Origin of the sequence: Priestia sp. FSL R5-0597 (assembly GCF_038006305.1) — a bacterium.
GTDB lineage: Bacteria > Bacillota > Bacilli > Bacillales > Bacillaceae_H > Priestia > Priestia zanthoxyli.
The window spans coordinates 2,110,002-2,131,061 of record NZ_JBBOUZ010000001.1 but is presented as its reverse complement, the minus strand read 5'-3'; the positions used below and the strand labels follow the sequence as shown (position 1 = coordinate 2,131,061).

22 protein-coding genes, 1 other RNA gene and 1 riboswitch are annotated in these 21,060 nt (G+C 39.2%); of the genes, 8 read left to right on the top strand and 15 right to left on the bottom strand.

Annotated features, from left to right (window positions below; translation table 11 throughout):
• Positions 1 to 2: 2 nt before the first annotated feature.
• The 3 genes from MKX72_RS10855 to MKX72_RS10845 all read right to left on the bottom strand — a co-directional run bounded on the left by MKX72_RS10855 (position 3) and on the right by MKX72_RS10845 (position 3,208).
• Positions 3 to 1,919 carry a vWA domain-containing protein gene (locus MKX72_RS10855; RefSeq protein ID WP_028413502.1) on the bottom strand — a complete coding sequence of 639 codons (1,917 nt, stop codon included), beginning with the start codon at positions 1,917 to 1,919 and terminating at the stop codon, positions 3 to 5.
• Positions 1,920 to 1,930: 11 nt separating this feature from the next.
• Positions 1,931 to 2,821: an ATP-binding protein gene (locus MKX72_RS10850; RefSeq protein WP_014460283.1), complete on the bottom strand. Its 891-nt coding sequence runs from the start codon at positions 2,819 to 2,821 to the stop codon at positions 1,931 to 1,933.
• Positions 2,822 to 2,977: 156 nt separating this feature from the next.
• Positions 2,978 to 3,208, bottom strand: coding sequence for a YkvS family protein (locus MKX72_RS10845; RefSeq protein WP_013056869.1), 231 nt, complete (start codon positions 3,206 to 3,208; stop codon positions 2,978 to 2,980).
• Between the two features lie 421 nt (positions 3,209 to 3,629).
• On the opposite strand from MKX72_RS10845, the gene MKX72_RS10840 reads away from it, so the two are divergent.
• Together MKX72_RS10840 and MKX72_RS10835 are read left to right on the top strand one after the other, a co-directional pair.
• Positions 3,630 to 4,124 (top strand): RNA polymerase sigma factor, encoded by a 495-nt coding sequence (locus MKX72_RS10840; RefSeq protein WP_013056868.1) that lies wholly within the window; start codon positions 3,630 to 3,632, stop codon positions 4,122 to 4,124.
• Complete coding sequence (locus MKX72_RS10835) at positions 4,121 to 5,311, top strand: anti-sigma factor (RefSeq protein ID WP_047751062.1); 1,191 nt, start codon at positions 4,121 to 4,123, stop codon at positions 5,309 to 5,311. The genes MKX72_RS10840 and MKX72_RS10835 overlap by 4 nt, the downstream gene beginning before the upstream one ends.
• Positions 5,312 to 5,338: 27 nt before the next feature.
• On the opposite strand, the gene MKX72_RS10830 is transcribed toward MKX72_RS10835, so the two are convergent.
• Positions 5,339 to 5,791, bottom strand: a complete 453-nt coding sequence (locus MKX72_RS10830; RefSeq protein ID WP_033578859.1) for a helix-turn-helix transcriptional regulator — start codon at positions 5,789 to 5,791, stop codon at positions 5,339 to 5,341.
• Between the two features lie 153 nt (positions 5,792 to 5,944).
• On the opposite strand from MKX72_RS10830, the gene MKX72_RS10825 reads away from it, so the two are divergent.
• From MKX72_RS10825 to MKX72_RS10815, 3 genes are all read left to right on the top strand, one after another.
• Positions 5,945 to 6,565: a hypothetical protein gene (locus MKX72_RS10825; RefSeq protein WP_034265740.1), complete on the top strand. Its 621-nt coding sequence runs from the start codon at positions 5,945 to 5,947 to the stop codon at positions 6,563 to 6,565.
• Between the two features lie 109 nt (positions 6,566 to 6,674).
• A non-coding RNA gene (gene ssrS, locus MKX72_RS10820) (6S RNA) lies at positions 6,675 to 6,852 on the top strand.
• A 147-nt stretch (positions 6,853 to 6,999) separates the two neighbouring features.
• A complete protein-coding gene (locus tag MKX72_RS10815; protein WP_013082985.1) occupies positions 7,000 to 7,428 on the top strand; it encodes a pyridoxamine 5'-phosphate oxidase family protein in 429 nt (142 codons plus the stop codon).
• Between the two features lie 27 nt (positions 7,429 to 7,455).
• On the opposite strand, the gene thiE is transcribed toward MKX72_RS10815, so the two are convergent.
• The 5 genes from thiE to MKX72_RS10790 form a co-directional block, all read right to left on the bottom strand.
• On the bottom strand, positions 7,456 to 8,100 hold the full coding sequence (gene thiE / locus MKX72_RS10810) for a thiamine phosphate synthase (RefSeq protein ID WP_155008149.1): 645 nt from the start codon (positions 8,098 to 8,100) through the stop codon (positions 7,456 to 7,458).
• Between the two features lie 13 nt (positions 8,101 to 8,113).
• The gene (thiM, locus tag MKX72_RS10805; protein WP_013056862.1) at positions 8,114 to 8,920 is read right to left on the bottom strand and encodes a hydroxyethylthiazole kinase; all 807 of its coding nucleotides are present in this window, start codon (positions 8,918 to 8,920) and stop codon (positions 8,114 to 8,116) included.
• A 75-nt stretch (positions 8,921 to 8,995) separates the two neighbouring features.
• Positions 8,996 to 9,104, bottom strand: a riboswitch (TPP riboswitch).
• Between the two features lie 175 nt (positions 9,105 to 9,279).
• Positions 9,280 to 10,497, bottom strand: a complete 1,218-nt coding sequence (locus MKX72_RS10800) for an MFS transporter (RefSeq protein WP_155008150.1) — start codon at positions 10,495 to 10,497, stop codon at positions 9,280 to 9,282.
• Positions 10,498 to 10,593: 96 nt separating this feature from the next.
• The gene (locus MKX72_RS10795; protein WP_028413510.1) at positions 10,594 to 11,193 is read right to left on the bottom strand and encodes a TetR/AcrR family transcriptional regulator; all 600 of its coding nucleotides are present in this window, start codon (positions 11,191 to 11,193) and stop codon (positions 10,594 to 10,596) included.
• Between the two features lie 261 nt (positions 11,194 to 11,454).
• A complete protein-coding gene (locus MKX72_RS10790; RefSeq protein WP_234943124.1) occupies positions 11,455 to 11,916 on the bottom strand; it encodes a GNAT family N-acetyltransferase in 462 nt (153 codons plus the stop codon).
• Positions 11,917 to 12,089: 173 nt separating this feature from the next.
• On the opposite strand from MKX72_RS10790, the gene MKX72_RS10785 reads away from it, so the two are divergent.
• Positions 12,090 to 12,596 (top strand): hypothetical protein, encoded by a 507-nt coding sequence (locus MKX72_RS10785; RefSeq protein WP_013082979.1) that lies wholly within the window; start codon positions 12,090 to 12,092, stop codon positions 12,594 to 12,596.
• A 97-nt stretch (positions 12,597 to 12,693) separates the two neighbouring features.
• Here the strand turns inward: MKX72_RS10785 and MKX72_RS10780 are convergent, their stop codons facing one another.
• Positions 12,694 to 14,193 carry a UDP-N-acetylmuramoyl-L-alanyl-D-glutamate--2,6-diaminopimelate ligase gene (locus tag MKX72_RS10780; protein ID WP_034265732.1) on the bottom strand — a complete coding sequence of 500 codons (1,500 nt, stop codon included), beginning with the start codon at positions 14,191 to 14,193 and terminating at the stop codon, positions 12,694 to 12,696.
• 461 nt (positions 14,194 to 14,654) lie between these two features.
• Between MKX72_RS10780 and MKX72_RS10775 the strand changes: the two genes are divergently transcribed.
• Positions 14,655 to 15,263 carry a DNA-3-methyladenine glycosylase gene (locus tag MKX72_RS10775; RefSeq protein WP_155008151.1) on the top strand — a complete coding sequence of 203 codons (609 nt, stop codon included), beginning with the start codon at positions 14,655 to 14,657 and terminating at the stop codon, positions 15,261 to 15,263.
• Between the two features lie 67 nt (positions 15,264 to 15,330).
• Here MKX72_RS10775 and MKX72_RS10770 read toward each other — a convergent pair whose 3' ends face one another.
• From MKX72_RS10770 to MKX72_RS10750, 5 genes are all read right to left on the bottom strand, one after another.
• Positions 15,331 to 16,299, bottom strand: coding sequence for a sugar phosphate isomerase/epimerase family protein (locus MKX72_RS10770; protein WP_028413514.1), 969 nt, complete (start codon positions 16,297 to 16,299; stop codon positions 15,331 to 15,333).
• A 1-nt stretch (position 16,300) separates the two neighbouring features.
• Positions 16,301 to 17,305 (bottom strand): Gfo/Idh/MocA family protein, encoded by a 1,005-nt coding sequence (locus tag MKX72_RS10765; RefSeq protein ID WP_155008152.1) that lies wholly within the window; start codon positions 17,303 to 17,305, stop codon positions 16,301 to 16,303.
• 12 nt (positions 17,306 to 17,317) lie between these two features.
• On the bottom strand, positions 17,318 to 18,343 hold the full coding sequence (locus MKX72_RS10760) for a Gfo/Idh/MocA family protein (protein WP_033578851.1): 1,026 nt from the start codon (positions 18,341 to 18,343) through the stop codon (positions 17,318 to 17,320).
• Between the two features lie 32 nt (positions 18,344 to 18,375).
• Positions 18,376 to 19,101 (bottom strand): ThuA domain-containing protein, encoded by a 726-nt coding sequence (locus tag MKX72_RS10755; RefSeq protein ID WP_028413517.1) that lies wholly within the window; start codon positions 19,099 to 19,101, stop codon positions 18,376 to 18,378.
• 89 nt (positions 19,102 to 19,190) lie between these two features.
• Positions 19,191 to 20,222 (bottom strand): LacI family DNA-binding transcriptional regulator, encoded by a 1,032-nt coding sequence (locus tag MKX72_RS10750; protein WP_155008153.1) that lies wholly within the window; start codon positions 20,220 to 20,222, stop codon positions 19,191 to 19,193.
• A gap of 250 nt (positions 20,223 to 20,472) precedes the next feature.
• Between MKX72_RS10750 and MKX72_RS10745 the strand changes: the two genes are divergently transcribed.
• Positions 20,473 to 21,048, top strand: a complete 576-nt coding sequence (locus tag MKX72_RS10745; RefSeq protein WP_028408694.1) for a cell wall hydrolase — start codon at positions 20,473 to 20,475, stop codon at positions 21,046 to 21,048.
• The last annotated feature ends 12 nt before the right edge of the window (positions 21,049 to 21,060 follow it).

The window sequence follows — 21,060 nt, the reverse complement described above, 5'->3', positions numbered from 1 at the left end:
TTTTAAATGCTTTTATGAAGTAGTTTCTTGAGTAAAGGAAATAGCACATCGGGAAGTTCTTCGATGTTTGGTACTAGAATACTATATTTCCCGTACATATTTTGAATGGTTTTCTTCTGTCCTTCATCAATTTCCCCGTTGGATAAAAAGACGTTGATGACTTCAATTCCGTGCTTGCGTGCTTCTAATACCGCTTCGTGCGTATCTACAATACCATTTTGTTCATATCCCATAGCGGCTGGTTCACCGTCTGAAAACACAAGTAAAAACTTTTGCTGCTCAGAACGCTGAAGCAAGCGACGTGTCATATGGCGAATGGCAAATCCATCACGGTTGTCTTCTTCAGGCTCAAGCTGCATAATTTCAGGACCGCTTTTACGCTTTAATGATGCTTGAAAGTCCATCACCGTCTGCAGGTAGTTAGGCTGGCTTGTTTCAGTAGCATCATTTGTATCTTCCCAAAATCCAACAATTTGATGAGGCACCATAACAGACTTTAACGCTTCATGAAATAGCGTAATCCCGAGCTTCGTTTCATCCATTTTGTCGTACATCGATGCCGAACAGTCAACTAGAAGAGAAAACACAGCATCAATTTGGGCAGAATCTTCATCTTTTTTATAAAACAAACGAGGATTATCATCCGTCCATAGTTTTAGAAGTTTTTTATTTAATCGGCCAAAGTGCAGCTCGCTTCTAGGGAGCGTTTTTTTATGTTCAAGCGTTTTTTCAATCATTTGCTTTAATTTTTTTTGATACGATGCAATGATTTTTTTATTCTCATCATACTGAACAACGTGATCGTCGCTTGGAAGTTTAGAATCTACAAACACAGCATAGGCATGCTTATTTTCTTTCCCATACTCATAATCCGCTTCCCCGTCTTTTTCCGGATGCGTTTGCTCCATGGCTTCGATTTGAGAATAATCGTTCCGTGATGTTTTTTGAGAAGATCCTTGCACCATGCCCATTGCTTGATCTCCATCGTCGCCTTCACGAACACCATCGCCTAGCATGTCTGTTTTTGAACCTTGATCCATATCAAACTGTAGAAAACTTTGCGTCGCTTCGCTTGTCTCTCGATGCCACATTTCCATTTTCTCTTCGTGAATGTCTTCATCTCCGTCTTTTTCATGCTCTAAAATATCATCGTTCACTAATGAATCTTTGCGTTTTAAATCTTCAAATGTTAACCCTTCTTCTAACTGATCATACTGAAGTTCAGCCAAGAAGAAATAAGTATTAAGCATATCTTTTTCGATAATATCATCAAAAACATCTACGAGTTCAAGGCAGATGCGCGATACGTCTTTTGTTGTTTTCGCTTCATATACATTTGTTAGCTGTCTGCGAATAAAAGGCATCGCTAAGTTAATCGATTCACTCATTGAAGGAATTTCTTCAAACGGATTTTCAGCCGTTAATAGCAAGTAAATGCCGTTAAAAAGTGCATCCGTGTACACGCTTTTTGTTAAATTTGCGCTCATTTGTGTAGCAAAATATTTTCTATAGAGCTGCCTTCTGACGGCGAAGGCTTTTTTCGTTCCAGGACGTTCGCGTTTGCATACTTCTTCTAAACGAATATCTTCAAACAGCATAAACAGCTGCTTAGCTAAGCTAGGTACCGACGTTTTATTTATTTTCTTTAAATATGCATTAATTTCTTTGAAGTTTGAATGCTTATAGCTTCCAATACTTCTTAAAAATACATCACTTTTTAAGCCGTACACTTTGTCTTCTTCTGGACGGTTATCCCAAAAGTGACTGAGATAAATAATGCCGTGTACAGGATCATAATAAGATGAAACGCGATACTCTACTTCAATTTCATCATTTTTTGTTAATGTTTTCGTTAAATCTGCCAGCTCCATATAGAGAAAGGAATCTACATTTTTGTCGTTAAATTTAATAAATCGCATAGCGCCACTCCTTACTCAAATAATGTTTCAGCAATATTTTGAATGGCGGCTTTTTCCCTTTCATCTTCTAGCTTTTCAATAATACCGCGTTTAATCGCGCGAAGAGGCGGCATATAAAGAGCTAAATCACACGTATCGATAAGCGCACGAATGGACGCAGCTTCTTCTGATACATGGCCGCTTTGAACTTGAGTAATTAAATCTGCGGAGAGCGTGACAAATTTATCAATTAATTTTTCGTCTTTTAACTGAGACTGAGACATTAGAACTTGCTTTAAGCTGCTCCCTTGAATATATGGCACTTCAATAACAACAAAACGATTTTTTAACGCTTCGTTTAATGGAACAGTCCCAACATACCCTTCGTTAATAGCCGCTACTACGCCGAATGTTTGCTGACCGCGCACTACATCTCCAGTGAATGGGTTTGTAATCATTTTTCGGTAATCAAGTACTCCGTTTAAAATAGGAAGCGTTTCAGGTTTCGCCATGTTAATTTCATCAATATATAATAAATGGCCTTTTTTCATTGCCTGAATAACAGGTCCTTCTACAAACTCGATACCTGTTTTCCCTTCTTGTTCAGAAATTGTTTTAAAGCCAAGCAGCGCTTCTGCATCTAAATCAACCGAGCAGTTAACGCTATGCATCGGCTGAGAAAATAAATGCGACAGCGTTTCAGCAAGCTTTGTTTTACCTGAACCTGTTGGCCCTTTTAAAAGTACGTTTTTCCCTAGTGATAAGGCAATAATGGCATCTTCTAAAATATCTGCTTCTTCTGCTGTATAGCCGCCTTTTCCGATTAATAGCTGATCAGCATGAGACAGATTTTCATATTTACGATTCGCTAAAAGCGAAAGAACCTCTTTTGGTAATGATAATTGTGATAATTGAATTGACATAACAAAAAATCCTTTCTTTCTACATACTTTCTATAGTTTACTAAAAAACATTCTTCTTCTCAAAGAATTGCTTTACCTATGCGTTTCTCTAAAGTTTCCGGTAGAAAAATCGCCGTCTTTAAACATATATTCAGTAAAAAAAAGTAGGTTATTCACCTACTTTTTTACGATTTTATAGTTTTTATGATTAACGACTGTTTTCATGGATTCGCCTGTTTCAGCATCTTTTCCAAAATCTACGATAACCGAATTGTCTCGCACTACCATAACAATTCCTTTAAATCCTTTATAGTCGCCTTTTTTAGGCTGAATCGTATCGCCAACTTTAGCTGCCTTGACTTTAGGTGCTTGTTCTTCTGTACCTTGTGTATTTTCTACGTCCATCATGACCCCACCTTTTCCAATTTACCGTGTTTTTTATAAGTGAAAACACAATTTAATTTACTTTTTGTTGAAAATACTTAGTTTATTTTCCCACAAACATCCATGGTTAAACACCATATGTTTGTCCATTTTCATTCTGCAAACAAACGCTGTATTTTTTATTATGTATGTAGCTGTTTTTTGTAAGAGCACATCCTTGTTCTATCATAACATTTTCTGTTTCCTTCGAACACCAATTACCCTTTAGTTTTTTAAAAAAATGACAAATTACACGGAATTATGTCGAATTTCATATGATTTTCTTTTTAGTATGATAAGCTATATATCGTATTTTAAGCATCTTTTATCTATTACATACGATTTTTGATAAAAAAACCGAAACTTTTATCCACAAATTGCGTTGATTAAATGAAAGGGGGAGAAAATGGCACAACAGCATAACTTTGAACACATTTATAAACAGCACATGCATGATTTGCTGCGCTATCTTCTCTCTCTTACTCGCAGAAAAGAATCAGCGGAAGATTTAATGCAGGAGACCTTTTACCGGGCACTTTTACACTTAGAAACGTATAAAGGCGAGGAAGTAAAGCCTTGGCTGTTCAAAATTGCTTATCACGCCTTTATTGACTGGTATCGAAAAGAAAAAAAACGCCCTACTGTCGAAATAGAAGAATGGCACTTTACTCCTCAGCCAAGTGCTGAAGAACAAGTGATGATTCAAAGTGAAATCGACGGCTGGCTTTCTGATGTATCTGCTTTGCCTCCGGCTAAGCAGAATATTGTACTGTTACGAGATTATCATGGCTTCACATATGAAGAGATTGCAGAAATGACTGGCTTTACTCTGTCAAAAGTGAAAATGGACTTGTATCGTGGTCGTCAACAATTGAAAAAAAGAAAGGAAGAGGACGGATGAGCTGTCAAGATATGAAGCATCAATGGGAAAAATATAAAAACGGCACTTTGACAGACAAAGAAGCAGAAACACTTGAACAACATACGGAAAATTGTGAAGCATGCTCAGCTCATTTAGAGCACTTGCTAACTGAAGATGAACCGTTATCGCCAACTCCATCAACTACTTCACTAAATGACGATACGATGTTGGATAATAAAAAAGTGAAAAAGTCCATTTATATGGCCAAATGGAAGCAGCGCCTTTCAAATGTGACAACTGTCATTAGCTCTGTCGTTCTGCTATGGATGATTGGCAGCTTTTTATCCATTGTATATTATCATCAATCAAAAACCGAATACATAAACAGCGTCAATCAAGCAGCTATCGAATCTGCTTTTCCGAACGTTCATATACGTGAAACCACTTCTGATACACAGTCCTTTTTCCGAATGCAGTCGCAAATGGAAGCTTATAAGCAAATTGGACGTGAAGAGCAGGCCATTGGGACGTTTACATTTCATCAGCTGTTTGATAAAACGAGCGGTGTAGAAAAAGAATTTTCTGGTGGTAAATACGACCTTAACCTTTCCTTTGTCTATCCTGATCCAAAAAAACTAAAGCTGCATGCAAAAGAGTATAAGGAATGGACGAATGAAACATGGAATGCATTAGAAAACCTACCAAAAGGAACGGTAAGCGAAGTGGCTATTTCTTTTGATAATACGTATTCGCTAAAAGAAGTTCAGCAAAAAATGAACGCCATCGACAGCCGTGATTTTTCTACCTCTTGGTATGCGCTTAATACAGGGAACGAACAAAAAACAAGCACAAAAGATGAGCCCTTAATTGACTTAACATCAACATTTGGTTTTCCAGAGTTTTTAGACTTGCCTTACGAGCACAAAGGAAATCAAACGCACTCTACTAGCAAGTCGAACGTTTTAAATATGATGAAACTATTAGCCGATAATGAAGAAACAGTCCAAAAAGTTCGTCAGCTAGACCATTCCGATTTGTTGCTAAAGCAGCGATATTCTTATGTAAAGAAACATGGAGTCGGTGTGTACGGCGTTGTGATTACAGGACCTACCAAAAAGCTGCTGAAATTAAAAAATGATCCGTCTATCACCTACGCGTCACTTGGAGATGTAGAGCTATGGAATTGGTTCAACCGCCCTTCATCCGGCACGTTAATGAATCAGTAACAAGCACTTGAAAACAAGTGCTTGTTTTTATTTCTTCGTTAATTCTTCAAACCTTTCTACAGCTTCGCTTTTATCAAATGAACTAAACCATCGATAGTCTTGGTCATCTAAAATACGATAGTGCTGACTAATCATATTTTGCTGCAGACGAAAAGAACCTTCTTTTTGAATCTCTTTCCACCATACTCTTCCTCCGAGCGTTTTATCTTTTGGAGAAGATACGCCGTTATGAGCAATGATTTCTACTACTTCTAAGGGGACGTCTCCTAAAACCGATTGAAGGATTTCACTGTCACGAAACAAACCGCATACTGCAACAGTGGTCGTCCACCCTGCTTCCGTGCGCCCTTTTTCAATTTGAACCAATGTTTTTTTTGAAATACCAATAACTTCAGCCATTCTGTCTTGTGAATAGTTTCTTTCTAAACGAATTAATCGTATTTTATCCGATACGGATTTAATCACTTCTTGTTTATCCATTTTTACAGCCCTTTCTTTCTATACACGCACATGTCTTTAGTGTAATATTACACCTAATTAAAGAAGAGTTTCAAGCGTTTCCCTTCATCACAAAACGGGGAAATATACTGAAATGGTTTTTGTATACTAAAACAATTAAAAGGAGTTGAGAATATGTACATCATTGTATGGACTATGCTTGTACTATACGCCTTTTTGCTAGCTCCGGGAGCAAGCGCCGCTGATGATATGCTGTTTAAAAACCTTGTCACAGGAAATTTTCAACAGGTAGATCCGCTCGTAGTTATGGTATTCTCTTTTTTAGGGCTTTTCCCAGTATTGTTCATGGTAATGATTTGTAAAAAAGATACGTACAAACTGCCTGGATGGCCATTTTCTCTCCTATCATTTGCGCTTGGAGCTTTTTCTCTTTTGTTCTATTATCATTGGAAAGGGCAAAAAGTTCGAACACGTTCGCGTATTCCTTCACGTTTCATTGCCATCATTTCTTCTCGTCTATGGATTGGACTATGCTTAGCACTCACGATTGCTGGTTACGTATACGGACTATCCATAGGTTCAATAAGAGCTTATGAAGATGCTTTTATGCAGTCACAGCTTGTTAGCGTGATGACCGCTGATTTTTTTGTTTTAACGTGGCTTTCTTATTCCGTTATGACAAAAGAAAAGATAGCATCCCGGCCTTACCTTCTCTTATGTTTCATTCCAGTTGCGGGCCCTTTTTTTATTTTGTTACGGCATAACCGCCAAGATGTTAGAGAAGAAAAACTTTAAATAAAAGTCTTGCGTTCCATTCATTATTCCGTTATAATCATTTCTTGTACGATGAAAGTTGATTAATTAGAAAACATTTATATATCGGCATTTTATTTACATTTGTTATACATACCTGCGCTGTGCGTATACTCATGTTGTCTTAAACCTTTGAGTGTTAAAAGGGAGCTCAAAATTTAGCTGCAGATAGCACGCCCTTCTTGGGACGCTAAACCCGGCTATGAGGGCACCCACCTAGTAGATCTGGGTATTTAAGACACTTAGGGTTACGGCAGTGCGGGCTTATTTTTTAGTTAGCTGTAGCTAGCTTTTTTTATTTTTTTATTTATTAGTTTACATAATTATTTTATTGTTAACTTATATTTTTTTTAGACATGTATGTTTTATTTATCTTCGATTGAGGAACATAAAAAGTAATAAAGGAGATGGATAAAATGAATGAACAAAAAATTGCTAAAAAAGTAAATGAAGTATTAGAAGGAAATCGTGTAGGAACATTAGCCACAGTTGTAAACAACAAACCCCACTCTCGCTATATGACATTTTTCAGCGATGAAGATGGTATCGCTCTTTACACACCAACAAATATCAATACACATAAGGCAGAAGAAATCGAAGCCAATCCGAACGTGCACGTACTATTAGGCTACAGCGGCGAAGGATATGGCGATCAATACTTAGAATTATCCGGGACAGCTGTTCTTCGTACCGGTGATCAATTAAAAGGACGTATATGGAACGATCACATGAAAGAATGGTTTGACGGTCCAAATGACCCTGAGTATGTTGTTCTGGAAATTACACCAAACGAAATTCGCTTTATGAATGAAGGCGAAGAAACTCCTCAAACCGTTCAGCTATAATAAAAAAGCGCACACTGTGCGCTTTTTTTATTTTCCTACCGCTTCTTTCAATTGAGCTGCTTTTTCTTTTGGAGACGCTGCTAAGCTAATCGCGGTAATAATAGAAACACCATCTGCACCTGCTTCTACTACTTGTTTGGCATTTTCAGGCGTGATGCCACCGATTCCTACAATTGGAAAGTCAATATTCTGGTTTCGCACTTCTTCAATTAATTTTGTACCTTGCACTGCTTTTGCGTCTTTTTTTGTAGAAGTAGGAAAAACAGGTCCCATTCCTACATAATCCGCTCCGTCTTTTATGGCTTGCTGCAGCTCTTGTATATTATGAACAGAGACGCCCACAATTCCTTTTCCTATTTTTTCTCGAACAATATGAGCTTTTTCATCTTCTTGTCCAATATGAACGCCATCCGCTTGTAAACGGATCGCTAAGTCAAGGTCATCATTCACAACAAAAGGAACGTTGTACTGCTGACAAATTTGCTGAAGTTCCTTCGCCAGCTGATATTTCGCTTCTCCTTTTAGTGCACCTTCGCCTTTTTCACGGAATTGAAACACGGTAACGCCGCCTTCAATTGCTTCTTTCAACACTTCTTTCGGATCTTTTGTACAGTTATTGCTGCCCATTATAAAATAAACTTGCAGCAGCTTTTTAATTTCTTCGTTTGTCATTTTCCCGCTCCTTTTAACGTTGATGTACTCTTGCATATGATTCAATATCCTGTCCAGATAAAAGATGAAGCTGATTTAACAGCTCAATTTGAAAGCTCCCCGGCCCTTCTTCACCTTTTTTCGCTGCGGCGATTTCACCTGCCACTCCGTAAAAACTTAAAGCAGCAACGCTTGCCTCGACATATTCTTTTTCTACAGCCGCGAAAGCTCCTATAATTGATGTCAGCAGACATCCAGTACCCGTCACCTTCGTAAATAACGGGTGACCGTTGTCTACTGTATACGTTGTGTTTCCATCGGTGATCACATCTTGTTTCCCCGTAATAACAATCACTGTATCTAATTTGTTCGCTGCTTTCTCAGCAAGTTCAATGACGTCTCCTTGCCCTTCTAATGAATCAACGCCTTTAATGAGCCATGACTCGCCTACTACATTCGCAACTTCAGCAGCGTTACCGCGAATAACGGCAATATTTAATTCTTCTACAAGCTGACGTGCCACTTCTGTACGAAACGGTGTCGCTCCGGCTCCTACAGGATCGAAAATAACCGGCACGCCGTTTTCATTTGCTGATTTTCCTGCTATTCTCATCGCTTCTACTTCTTGAGCCGTCAGTGTACCCATATTTAAGACAAGCGCTCCGGCGATTCGAGCCATGTCAGCCACTTCTTCCTTCGCATAAGCCATAACAGGTGACGCTCCTAGGGCAAGCAGTCCATTTGCTGTAAAATTGGTTACCACAACATTCGTAATATTATGAACAAGCGGACTTGTATCTCTTACTTTTTCTAATTGAGCTGAAATTTTACTAATATCCATGTTCTCTCACTCTTTTCATTTAGTTTTAACACTGCAAAAAAAAGACAAAAAAGCACCTTGCATGCGCAAAGTGCTTTGGTATGTACTCACATTCCCTGCGCTGGCATTATCCAACAGGTTCAAATGGTCAACAGGCGCCCCTGTACTCTCAGCCTGCCCCGCGCAAGCTCCCATACTATTCTTGTTACGTTTAAAGTTTACTATTAACCTTTTTTATTTGCAACCATTTCACTGTTTTGCCCATAAAATAAAGCTTCGCTATAGGCTGAGTGGTGTTGTAAATCTTACAGCTTTACTAAAAGCATCATTAAAAGACCTCCAGTAAACTACTGGAGGTCTTCTATCCCCTAAAAATTCTATCATTTCTCTTGAATCGCTTGATTTCTCACAGCTGTTTTTCGGTCCTTTCCTGCTCTTAAAGATAAAAGAAAACAAAGCAGCAGTACAAGTGCAGCTGATACGTACGGATAATTAATGTTTATATCAAAGAGAAAGCCTGCGACAACGGGTCCAATAATATTCCCAAGACTTGTATAAGCAGAATTTAGTCCGGCTACATACCCTTGGTCGTCTTGTGCCATCATCGACATTTGCGTGCTGATTGCCGGACGTAAAATATCTGTTGCTAAAAAGACGATAAATGTTACAACAATAATAAGCCAGTACGTGTGCACAAATAGCGTAAGTAAAACAAAAAGTCCCGTCATCATCAAGCAAAACGAAATCACTCTTTTTTCACCGAATTTATTTAAAATCCAGCCAAAAATCGTAACCTGCACAACAGCCCCTGCAATAGAGCCAAACGTAATAACAAACGCAATATCTTTTGGCGTAAAGCTAAATTTATGATCAACAAATAGTGAAAAGATCGTTTCATAATTGGATAATCCAAACGATGTCACAAAAACGATAATTAAACTTAAAAAATAAGGTTCTTTGTAGGAATTCATAAGCTGCAGTAGCAGCCGATCTTCTTTTGGATTCTCATTGTTTGAAACAGCATGACCTTGTACAGGACGAGACTCCGGCAAAACAAAAAGCGTAATCACTGCAGCCAAGCCTCCTGCTACTGCGGCCATGTAAAATGGCACGCGCATGCCGTATTCAGCTAAAAAGCCTCCAATACCGGGCCCGATAATAAATCCTGTTGTAATCGCTGCCGTCACATAGCCCATTCCTTTAGCGCGTTCTTTAGCAGACGTCACGTCCGCTGTATAGGCCATAACAGCAGGCATAATAAGCGCGGCCCCGACCCCACCTAGCATTCTGGATACAAATAATAAAAGAGGTGTACTCACTGAACCAAAGAACCATTCAGACAGGGCAAAAACAATCATTCCCGCTACAATAATTTTCTTTCTCCCTAACGAATCTGATAATCGCCCCGCCAAAGGCGAAAACAGAAATTGAGTTAGTGAAAACACCGCTACTAAAAGCCCCATCACGCTGCCGTTGATATGAAGCTCCGTCATATAGGTTGGCATAATTGGAATAACGAGACCGATTCCCGTAAAGATAATAAAAATATTTAGCATGAGCAGCAAAATCGCCGCCCGATTTCTTAACAATAATGACATATAAACCTCCTGATTACAAAAATACTGAACGTTCGGTCTATAAAAATACAAAATAATGAGGGATTACTCATTGCCGCAATAAGCATCCCCGCTTATTTAAGAAGACCTTGCTATAATTCCGTTTAAAAATACATCGATTGCTGAATGGTAAAGCTGCAGGGCATTTTCCGTACTCGTTTTTCGAGACATGCGGCTCATTCCAACAAACAACCCTTCTAAAATTACTGCAAGTTGCTCTGCATTTTTATGAGAAAACTCGCCTTCATCGATGCCCTGTTGCAAAAGTTCCCGGTTAAACTCCACGTGTCGTTTCACCATCTCATCAATTCGCTCTTCGATGTCGCTGCCCTTCTCCTCGTTGTTAAAAAACTCATCCGCAGCTTTCGTAAGAGGATGATTCAAATCATCTAAAATGATTTGCTCCGCTATTCCAAAAAGCTTATCTCTTGTTGTTTTGTAAAGAGACTCTCTTTCTTTCCAGTTTCGTTCCCACTCAAGATCCCATTCGTCTATTAAATAAAGAAAAAGCCCTTCTTTACTTTTAAAGTGATAATAAATATTCCCTTTACTGCTTCCCGTAGCTTCTACAATTTCCTCAATAGATGTAGCTTTATAGCCTTTTTGAGAAAACAATGCTTTAGCGGCATCTGCCACCTTTCTTTTGGTTTGTTCACTTTGAAGCTTTTTTTTATTCAAGCTATTTCCACCGCCCCGTACATTTATTATTTATACTGAACATTCGTTTTGTATTATCTGACACCTATACTACATAGGAAAAACCTTTTTGTCTAGTGAGAAAACCTAGTTTATACCTTTTTATATGAATCATGACCAAAACAAAGCCTCCTAAAAAGGCTTTGCCTAAAAAGCTTACTTGCTAACAGGATAAATGACAGCTGCTTGCCCGCACAGTTTGCATACAAATAAACAAATCATCTGCGCCTTCTTTCCTGTCTTTTACTCATTCAATTTCTTTGTCATAAACACACTGTATGGATCTTCTTTGTAGGTAGAAAACGGTTCGCACTCGTAAAATCCAAAACTGGCGTATAGCTTTCTAGCCGGTTCAAAAGCGGGTGCGGATCCTGTTTCTAAGCTTAAGCGTCGGTACCCTCGTTTTTGCGCTTCATTTATTATGTACTGCAGCAGCTCTCTAGCAATTCCTTTCCGCAAATGAGCGGTAGCTGTTCGCATCGATTTAATTTCTCCGTGGTGCTCATCTAACTCTTTTACAGCTCCGCACCCTGCTAGCTGACTTCCTTCCCACACGCTCCAAAACGTAATATTACGTTGTTTTAAACTTTCAATATCTAGAGCATGAATACTTTCAGGGGGGGAATGTAAGTTCATTCCTTGAAGGTGAGAACTTACTAGCTCAATAACTTCATTGTTCGTTAAGTGGTCTCTTTTTATTTTAATCATCTTCTCTTCCTTCCTGCTACTAAAGGGTGGTCAACTACAAACCAACTTATGAATACATTCACTGTCGACCTTTAAAAATCCTTTTATACACTCCCTTCTTTTTCTCCAGTTATTAAAAAAGACTTTGCCAAGCAGATGTTTCATACATTGTTAAACGGAGGTGAAATTCGTTGAAGAAAGTTTTATTTTGTCTTGTCCCTCTTTTGTTTTTATTATCCGCCTGCTTTAGTGATCCTGTTCAAGATGATTTAATCGATTATAACAATCAAGATTTAAAGAAAGCCGCTCAGCTTGAAAAAGAGGCGATTGACGCATACGATTCCGTTACAGGCGCTAACTACACAAGTGACGCTGTTATGTACGATACGATGACGAGTGAAGTCATTCCTACCTATCGTAAATTTGTTGACGAACTGGAAAACATCGATGTAGAAACCGACGATCTTCGAAAGGTTCATGAAGGCTATATAAAGGCTGCCAATACCCAGTATAATGCTTTTATTAAAATTGTCAGTGCTTTGGAAAAGCAGGACCGCAACCTTATTGCTGAGGCAAACGCTATGCTTGATGAAGCACGAAAAGGTATACGCGATTACAATGCAGCTATTAAAAAGCTGGCTAAAGAACATGATGTGAAAATTGAAGAACCAAAAACACAGCGCGAAAACAGCCTATAGTTCCCATGCAAAAAGAAGGTCTCTAAAAACAGTAAGAGACCTTCTTTCGTATGATGTTTCAATTTCTCCACGTTCGTTCAATAAATGAAAAAGAATATCAGGAAATATTGCTTAACGATGCATAATAAGAGGCAATAATTTCTTCATCTGAATGCGGAATTTCGTTTCCTTTTACAAGCTGAGCGCCGTTAATACAGCCGCTTGTAAGTAAAATAATATCATTCGCCTTTCCTAAAGAAAGCGACTTTAATACTCCTTCTGTTCGAGTAGGGGCGCGGTGAATATTGCTTGCGCTCGGATTCGAAAAACCTGTCATCACTTGATCTACAATTACGTTAGGATCATGATAACCTGGGTGATCAACCGTTACGATAATTTCATCAGCTTTTCCTTCAATGGTACGCGCCATTTTAGGCATTTTATTAAAATCTCGAATGCCGATCCCTGCAATCATGACAATCAGCTGGTTATACTCCATCTTTTTTACTTCTTCTACCAAACGCGTAAGGGCAACAGGCGTATGGGCATAGTCTAAAATCACTTTTTGGTTATTAGGACCTTCTATCACCTGAAATCGCCCTTCTGGACTTTCCAATTGAGGAAGCACGCTAATAATATCTTCAATGTGGTATTCAAAGTGAAGAGCTGTACCAATGGCCGCTAGCACGTTAGCAATGTTGTAATCACCATATACAGGCACTGCTACTTTGTATGACTGTCCTTTATAAAGTAAATCAAAGAAAGAGCCTCCTTCTTTGACGGTGATGTTTGTTGCTTGCAGAGTTGCCTCTTTGTTATTTAATAAACTATACGTGACTTTAGGTCCTTCAAATACCCTGCTTAAGTCTTTGCCCATGTCCTGATCATCTATATTAATAACGGCATGTTTGGCCTGTTGAAATAATTTCATCTTGCATTTTTTATAGTGCTCAAACGTTTTATGATACTCTAAATGTTCTTCCGATAAGTTTGTATGAATGGCTACATCAAAATAAATATTTTCTACTCGTTGCTGATCAATCGCAATCGAAGATACTTCCATCACTGCCGCTTCATCACCTCTTGTATACAAATCATAAAAAATTTTATGCAAGTCTACCGACTCAGGTGTTGTAGGCGTACTTTTTTTATAAACTAACTTCTGCTTTGATGACCAAATGCCGGTCGTTCCAATCGATCCTGTTGGCAATTTTAAAAGAGTTAAAAGCGACCTTACGTAAGCTGCTACGGTTGTTTTGCCATTTGTACCTGTAACGCCAATTGTCTCAATTTTTTCATCCGTATAATCAAAATACATTTTAGAAAAAGACGCCATTACTTTGCGAACGTCGTCAACAGCTAAAAACGTACAGTGAGAATACTGAGTGCTCAAAAGACGAAGCTCCTCGATGCTTGTCCCAAAGACTGCTACGGCTCCTCTAGCTATAGCTTCTTTAATATATTGATGTCCATCTTCATTTTCACCTTTTATACTAAAAAATACGGATCCGTCGTGAACTTGTTTTGAATGATATGTGAGATGGGTGATTGTTTGAGATGCAGGCCCAAAAATATGTTTAATTGATAAATTCGTTAATGTATCAAAGTGGATGTTCATAGCTATTCCTCACAGTGTATAAATTTTATTTTTAATATGTTCTAAAATCCCTTAAATAATCTTTGAAGGATATTTTTTCTTTATCTCCATTTATAAAGAGCTTTCTACAATTCAATCTTTTTATTTTGCTTTCATGTGTAGAACGAAAATAAAGAAAAGACGGATCACTATTTTTAAAAACTAAAAGCATGTAAAATATGGATGAACTGTGTATATCATACCAGTAGCAAAAGCGAAGTATTGTAGTAAAATATTCCCCCTACACGTGCAAAACGAAACCCTTCTTTAAAATAATTTCATAGAGTAAGTTGAATCATGATAAATACTTGAACGTGGGTAAGAAAGATTACTGTATGAATCAGTCCCTCCCTCCCTTTGCAAAATAACAAAGAAAACATCATAATAAAAGATGCGCAATAACAGCGTGAATGACTTTGCTTTGAAAGGATGGACTACAGCAAATGACGCGTTCTCTTTTAGCGATTGAACCACTTCCTCTTTCGTTTTATCAACAGCCTACGCTTGAACTAGCTCAGTCGCTGTTAGGATGTCTTCTTGTTCACGAAACGGCAGAAGGAGCTGCATCTGGTTTTATTGTAGAAACAGAGGCTTATAAAGGGCCTTTCGACCGAGCAGCTCATAGCTTTAACAACCGGCGCACAAAAAGAACAGAGGTAATGTTCGGTCCTCCTGGTCATGCCTATACGCATACAATGCATACACATTGTTTACTCAATGTTGTAAGCAGCGACATCGATTGTCCAGAAGGCGTCCTCATTCGAGCTATTGAGCCATTTAGCGGAAAAAATTTGATGAAAACTAGACGTCGAGGGATGGAAAATGAAATAAATTGGACAAACGGTCCTGGGAAACTAACAAAAGCACTAGGGGTTTCAATGGATTTGTACGGTCATGATTTAACCACCCCTCCTCTTTATATTGCTCGTGGCTTCACTCCTTCAGCGATTTCCGCCGGACCTCGCGTTGGCATTGATAATTCTGGTGAAGCGAAGGATTACCCTTGGCGCTTTTGGGTTACCAATCACCCGTTTGTATCGAAATTCAGGTGAACAAAAGGCAAATAATTTATCATCGAAAATAAAAGAAGCACCTCTTTTTAGAGATGCTTCTTTTTGCTTACGCCCACCACATTTGTGACGGAGTTTCTTCAATTAATACACTTTGTAAGTTTGTAACCGCGCGTTTAAATCCTTCTTCAATCGACATGATTGGATCTTCATGCTCAATGCTGACTACATAATCGTATCCGTATGTGCGAAGGGCACTCATCATATCAGACCACTCTTTTACATCATGTCCGCATCCTACGGATCTAAACGTCCATGCACGCGTTTGGACTTCTCCGTATGGCTGCATATCCGTCAGTCCATACATGTTAATATTATCCTGGTCCAAGTACGTATCCTTTGCATGGAAATGATGAATCGCATTTTCTTTTGCTAAAATTTTAATAGCTCCTACCGGATCAATTCCTTGCCACCATAAATGACTTGGATCAAGGTTAGCGCCAATCGCTGGACTTGTTTTTTCGCGAAGCTTTAGGAGCGTATACGGAGTATGAACTAAAAATCCACCGTGAAGTTCTAAACCAATTTTTACGTTATGCTCCTCCGCTAGTTCTCCAATTTCTTTCCAATAAGGAACAAGCTTATTTTCCCACTGCCAATTCAATACGTCTCCATACTCGTTAGGCCAAGGAGTAACAGGCCAGTTTGGGTACTTCGCTTCTTCGTGATCTCCTGCTGTTCCAGAAAAGCAGTTAACCACTGGAACATCTACTAATGATGCTAGTTGGATGGTCTTGCGAAGCGTTTCGTCAGATTCTTTTGCAAAACTTGCCTCAGGTGAAATAGGATTGCCGTGGCAGCTAAATGCGCTGATTGTAAGTCCGCGGTCTTTTATTTGCTTCATATATGCTTCTCTTTTTCCCTCATCTTCAAGCAGCTCATCTAGCGGACAATGGCTGTTTCCCGGATAGCCTCCCGTTCCGATTTCAACAGCATGAAGACCTGCTGATTTTACTTTATCTAACATCTCTTCAAAAGAAAGATCCGCAAATAAGACCGTGAATACTCCAAGTTTCATTTTAATTTCCCCCTGTGCGATATATTTCATCAATAATAGCTGAGACTTGAAGCGCTTCTTGTGGCTTTACTACTAATTCAGCATTTCCTTTACACGCTTCAACGAAATTTTTAGCCTGACTTAAGCTGTAATCATCTTCTCCATCTATCCAAGATGACGTACTGTTCATGAGCATACCGTTTTTGGACGTGTATAGTTCAAACGGAAACACGCTTAAACCGCCCTCTACCCCTGATATGCTTACGTGCTCTTCATCATCTTCGATATTAGCAGCCCAAGAAGTTTCTAAAAGAAGCGACGCTCCATTTTCAAATTTAATATAGGCCGTTACATGATCATCCACGCTGAATGATTCATGATCAAATGTTCCCCATTGATTTAATTGGTTAGGCGTTTTACTCAGGTCATTATATGTACTTCCCAGTACTTCAGTATGCTTTGGGTTTCCCATTAGCCAAAGCGTTAAATCAAGCAAATGGCAGCCGTAATCAATTAAGCTGCCTCCTCCTTGAAGATCTTTGTTCGTAAATACGCCCCAACCGGGAACCTTTCGGCGACGCATCGCTCTGACACGTGCAACTAATGGACGCCCTACCTCTGTCATCATTTTTTTCGCAGCCTGCGCTTCTTTCATGAATCGGTAGTGATACGCAATCGCTAACTGCTTACCTGATTCTCTAGCAGCAGCAAGCATTTCTTCACCTTGCTCTTTAGACATCGCCATCGGCTTTTCACATAGAACGTGAACGCCTGCTTTTAGCGCTTCTACTGCAAACTCGGCGTGAAATTTATTCGGTGTACAAATACATACAGCATCCACTTCTTTAAACATATCTTTGTAATCAACAAATACGTGAGGGATATTATGTTCATTGGCTACCTCTGTGGCTCTTTCACTATTAATATCGCTAAGCCCCCAAATCACACATTCATCACCCAGTTGTTTGAATGCCGGGATATGCCTGCTTACAGCAATCCCTCCTGCTCCGATTATGCCAATTCTCACGTTTTTCACCTCTTACACGCGCGTAATTTGTTTCGTTTGACTTGATTTTAAAGCTGCTAAAATAACAGCAAGTGATTTTAATCCTTCTTCACCAGGAACCGGAGATTCTTTATCTTCTGCAACTGCATCTACAAATTGTTCAATGACGTGAGAATTACTTTGTCCGCCTTCATCGTTCGACTGGATTTTTCCTAATTCATAGTTCACCACTTCACCCGTTGCATATTGTGCAACTAATGAATACGTCGGATCGTCCTCTAAACGAAGAATCCCTTTCTCGCCGTAAACAATCGTGGAGTTATCTTCTTTTCCATTGTAAGCCCAGCTTGCCGCAAGCGTCCCGATAATCCCGCTTTCCGTTTTTAATACGCACACAGCATTGTCGTCTACATTTGCAAAGTCTTTTGCATTGCTTTCCACGAATGCACCGACTTCTACAATTTCTTCATTTAATATGTAGCGGAGCATATCGGTTTTATGAACGCCTAAATCCCCCATAGCACCAATAAACGCTTCGTCTTTTTTGAAGAACCAGCTTTCTTTTCCGTCCACGCTCCAGCCTTCAGGACCACCGTGGCCAAAAGCCGTACGGAAACTATAAATTTTACCGATTTCCCCTTTTTCAATAAGTTCACGAGCTTTTTGATGAGAAGCTACAAAGCGCTGATTATGTCCGATCATTAGTTTTTTACCGTTTGTTTTTGCTGCTTCAATCATCGCTTTCGCTTCTTCTTCTGATGTTGCCATCGGCTTTTCACACAGAACATGAACTCCGCTGTTTAACGCTGCAACCGAAATAGGCGCATGAAGATAATTGGGCGTACATACGCTCACTGCTTCCACTGTACCGCTTGCTAAAAGTTCTTCATAGTTTGTGTACGCTTTTACACCGTACTGCTGTGCTACGCTGTTTGCACGTTCTGTGTTTATATCGCAAACGGCTACTAATTCTACTTGTTCATTCATCTTATATTCTGGTAAGTGACGGTGTTGCGCAATGCTTCCGCACCCAATAACGCCAATTTTTACTTTTGCCATCTTTCCTATCCCCTTTGCTTAAGCATTATTCATTAGTTTTTAACAGCGATTGATTCAAGCGGTTGCGCATTGCCGTAAACAGGACGTTTTCTCTCTGCCGGCTTCGCCCATTTAATAGCATTCATAATGACACGCTGAATGTCTTTGTTATGGTATGTTGGATATGTTTCATGTCCAGGTCTGAAATAAAATACTTTTCCGTTTCCGCGTTTGTACGTGCAGCCGCTTCTGAAAATTTCTCCGCCTTCAAACCAGCTCGTGAAAATCAGTTCATCAGGTGCTGGAATATCAAAGTGCTCTCCGTACATTTCTTCGCGCTCAAGCTCGATAAATTCACCAATACCTTCCACAATCGGATGGCTCGGTTCTACTACCCACAAGCGCTCTTTTTCATCTGCTTCACGCCATTTTAAGTCGCAGCTTGTGCCCATTAACGTTTTAAAGATCTTGGAAAAGTGACCTGAGTGTAAGACAATAAGCCCCATACCGTCTAGCACGCGCTGCTTTACTTTCTCAACGATGTCATCTTTTACTTCGTCATGTGCTAAATGACCCCACCATACTAAAACATCCGTTTGATTTAATACTTCTTCAGTCAACCCGTGTTCTACTTCGTCTAATGTTGCTGTGTGCGTACGAAATCCTCCTTCTTCTAAGAAAGAAGCGATGGCACCGTGAATGCCTTCAGAGTAAATTTCTCTTACAACCGGATTTTTCTGTTCATGACGATTTTCGTTCCATACTGTAACATTAATCATTTTCATATCCCCTTTTTTTGTGAATGCTAACTTATATCCCCTTTTTTTATCAATGCTAAACTTTGGTTAACCGGTTAACTTACTGTGGTTCACTCGCGCTTAGCAGTCGAATCTCGAATAACAAGTTCAACCGATAATTTTACATGCTGCAGCGTGCTGAAACGGTGTTCGATTGCTTGAATAACAGACGTCGCGGCGACGACTCCTTTGTTAAATACATCTTGACGAATGGTTGTTAGACTTGGAGATGCATAGCTGCTAAACGTGATGTCGTCAAACCCTACGATTGAATAGTCTTGCGGAATTCTTTTCCCCTTTTCTTGCAGTGCTTTCATAATTCCAAGCGCCAGCGTATCAGAGGATGCAAAAACCGCCCGAATATCCTTATGATCTTGCAGCAGCTTGCTCCCTAAATTGTAACCGTTATCAAAGGAACTTTCGTTCACTTCAAAAACAAACGTCTTTGATGGTGTAATGCCCGCTTCTTTTAATGCTTTCTCGTAGCCTATATACCTCTTTTTATCCACTGGACTATTGACGAGGTGATGAGCAACAAAGGCGATTTCTTTATGCCCTAAACTCACTAAATGTGTTGTAGCGAGATATCCTCCATACTCATCGTCTACAGAAATATGATGATAATCACGTTCGTACCTTTCGTATGTATCAACTAGCACAATCGGATTCGATAACGCTTTCATTTTCTCATACAATCGATGCGGGAAGGCTCCTAAAAACAGAAGACCATCAATATTTCTCGTTCGAATCCATTTTAGGCAATCAGCTGGGCTACTCACTCCAGATATGACTAGATCATAACCATGCTTACGGATTACATATTCAATTCCACTAATCATTTCACTGTAATAATGGTTATCTTTAAATATAGTAGAAAGTGAATCATCTGTAAGCGGGAACATCACGCCAATCATATTTGACTTTTGTTTCGAAAGACTAACGGCGGTTAAATTTGGTTCGTAGTTTAATTCTTTTACCGCTGTTAAAATTCGCTCTTTTGTTTCATCGGATACTTTGTTAATTCCGTTTAAGACGTAAGATACTGAAGCTGCAGACACCCCTGCATGCTTTGCTACATCACGAATCGTTATCTTTTCTCCCATAAAATCTCTCCAGTTAAACGGTTAACTATTTACTCGTTCATTATAATTCACTCCTTTATTGTCAGTCAACGTATTTTTCAAATTATCTGTTAACTATTATAATATCTTCCTAGATTGGTATGTTTTAAGCAGTGACAAGATGTATTGACACCTGTTAATCTTTGAAACGTACATATAAAGTTCGGTGCACAGCACGCACCGATCCGTGATAAAAGGGGCGTTCAAAAGGATTTCAGGAGGTACTTACTTTATGTTTAAGAAACTAGCAATTATTGGAGCACTAGCAGTTCCTATGTTCGGCATGAGTCACGGGGCAAATGCCGCTGAAACAACCCATCGCGTAAAAGCCGGAGAGACTCTTTACAAGATTGGCGCTGAATACGGCGTTACGGTTAAACAGTTAAAAGAAGCGAATCACAAATCTACCGACTCTATTAATGCAAATGAAACATTAACAATCCCTAACTCTATTAGCGAAAGCGATAAAGAATTGTTAGCTCGCCTTGTACAAGCTGAAGCAAAAGGTGAACCTTACGCTGGCAAAGTAGCTGTAGCAACAGTCGTTTTAAACCGCGTGGATAGCGATTCTTTCCCAAACTCTATTCATGATGTCATCTATCAAGGTACACAGTTTACACCTGTACAAAACGGTGAAATTAATAAAGCAGCGGATGCTGAAGCAAAAAAAGCTGTAAATGAAGCACTAGCGTTTAGAGGTCAAGGAAAAGGTTCGTTATTCTTCTTTAACCCAGATAAAACAAGCGATCAATGGCTTCGTCAAAAACAGGTTACGATTACAATCGGAAATCACGTTTTTGCAAAATAAACAAAAAAGCAC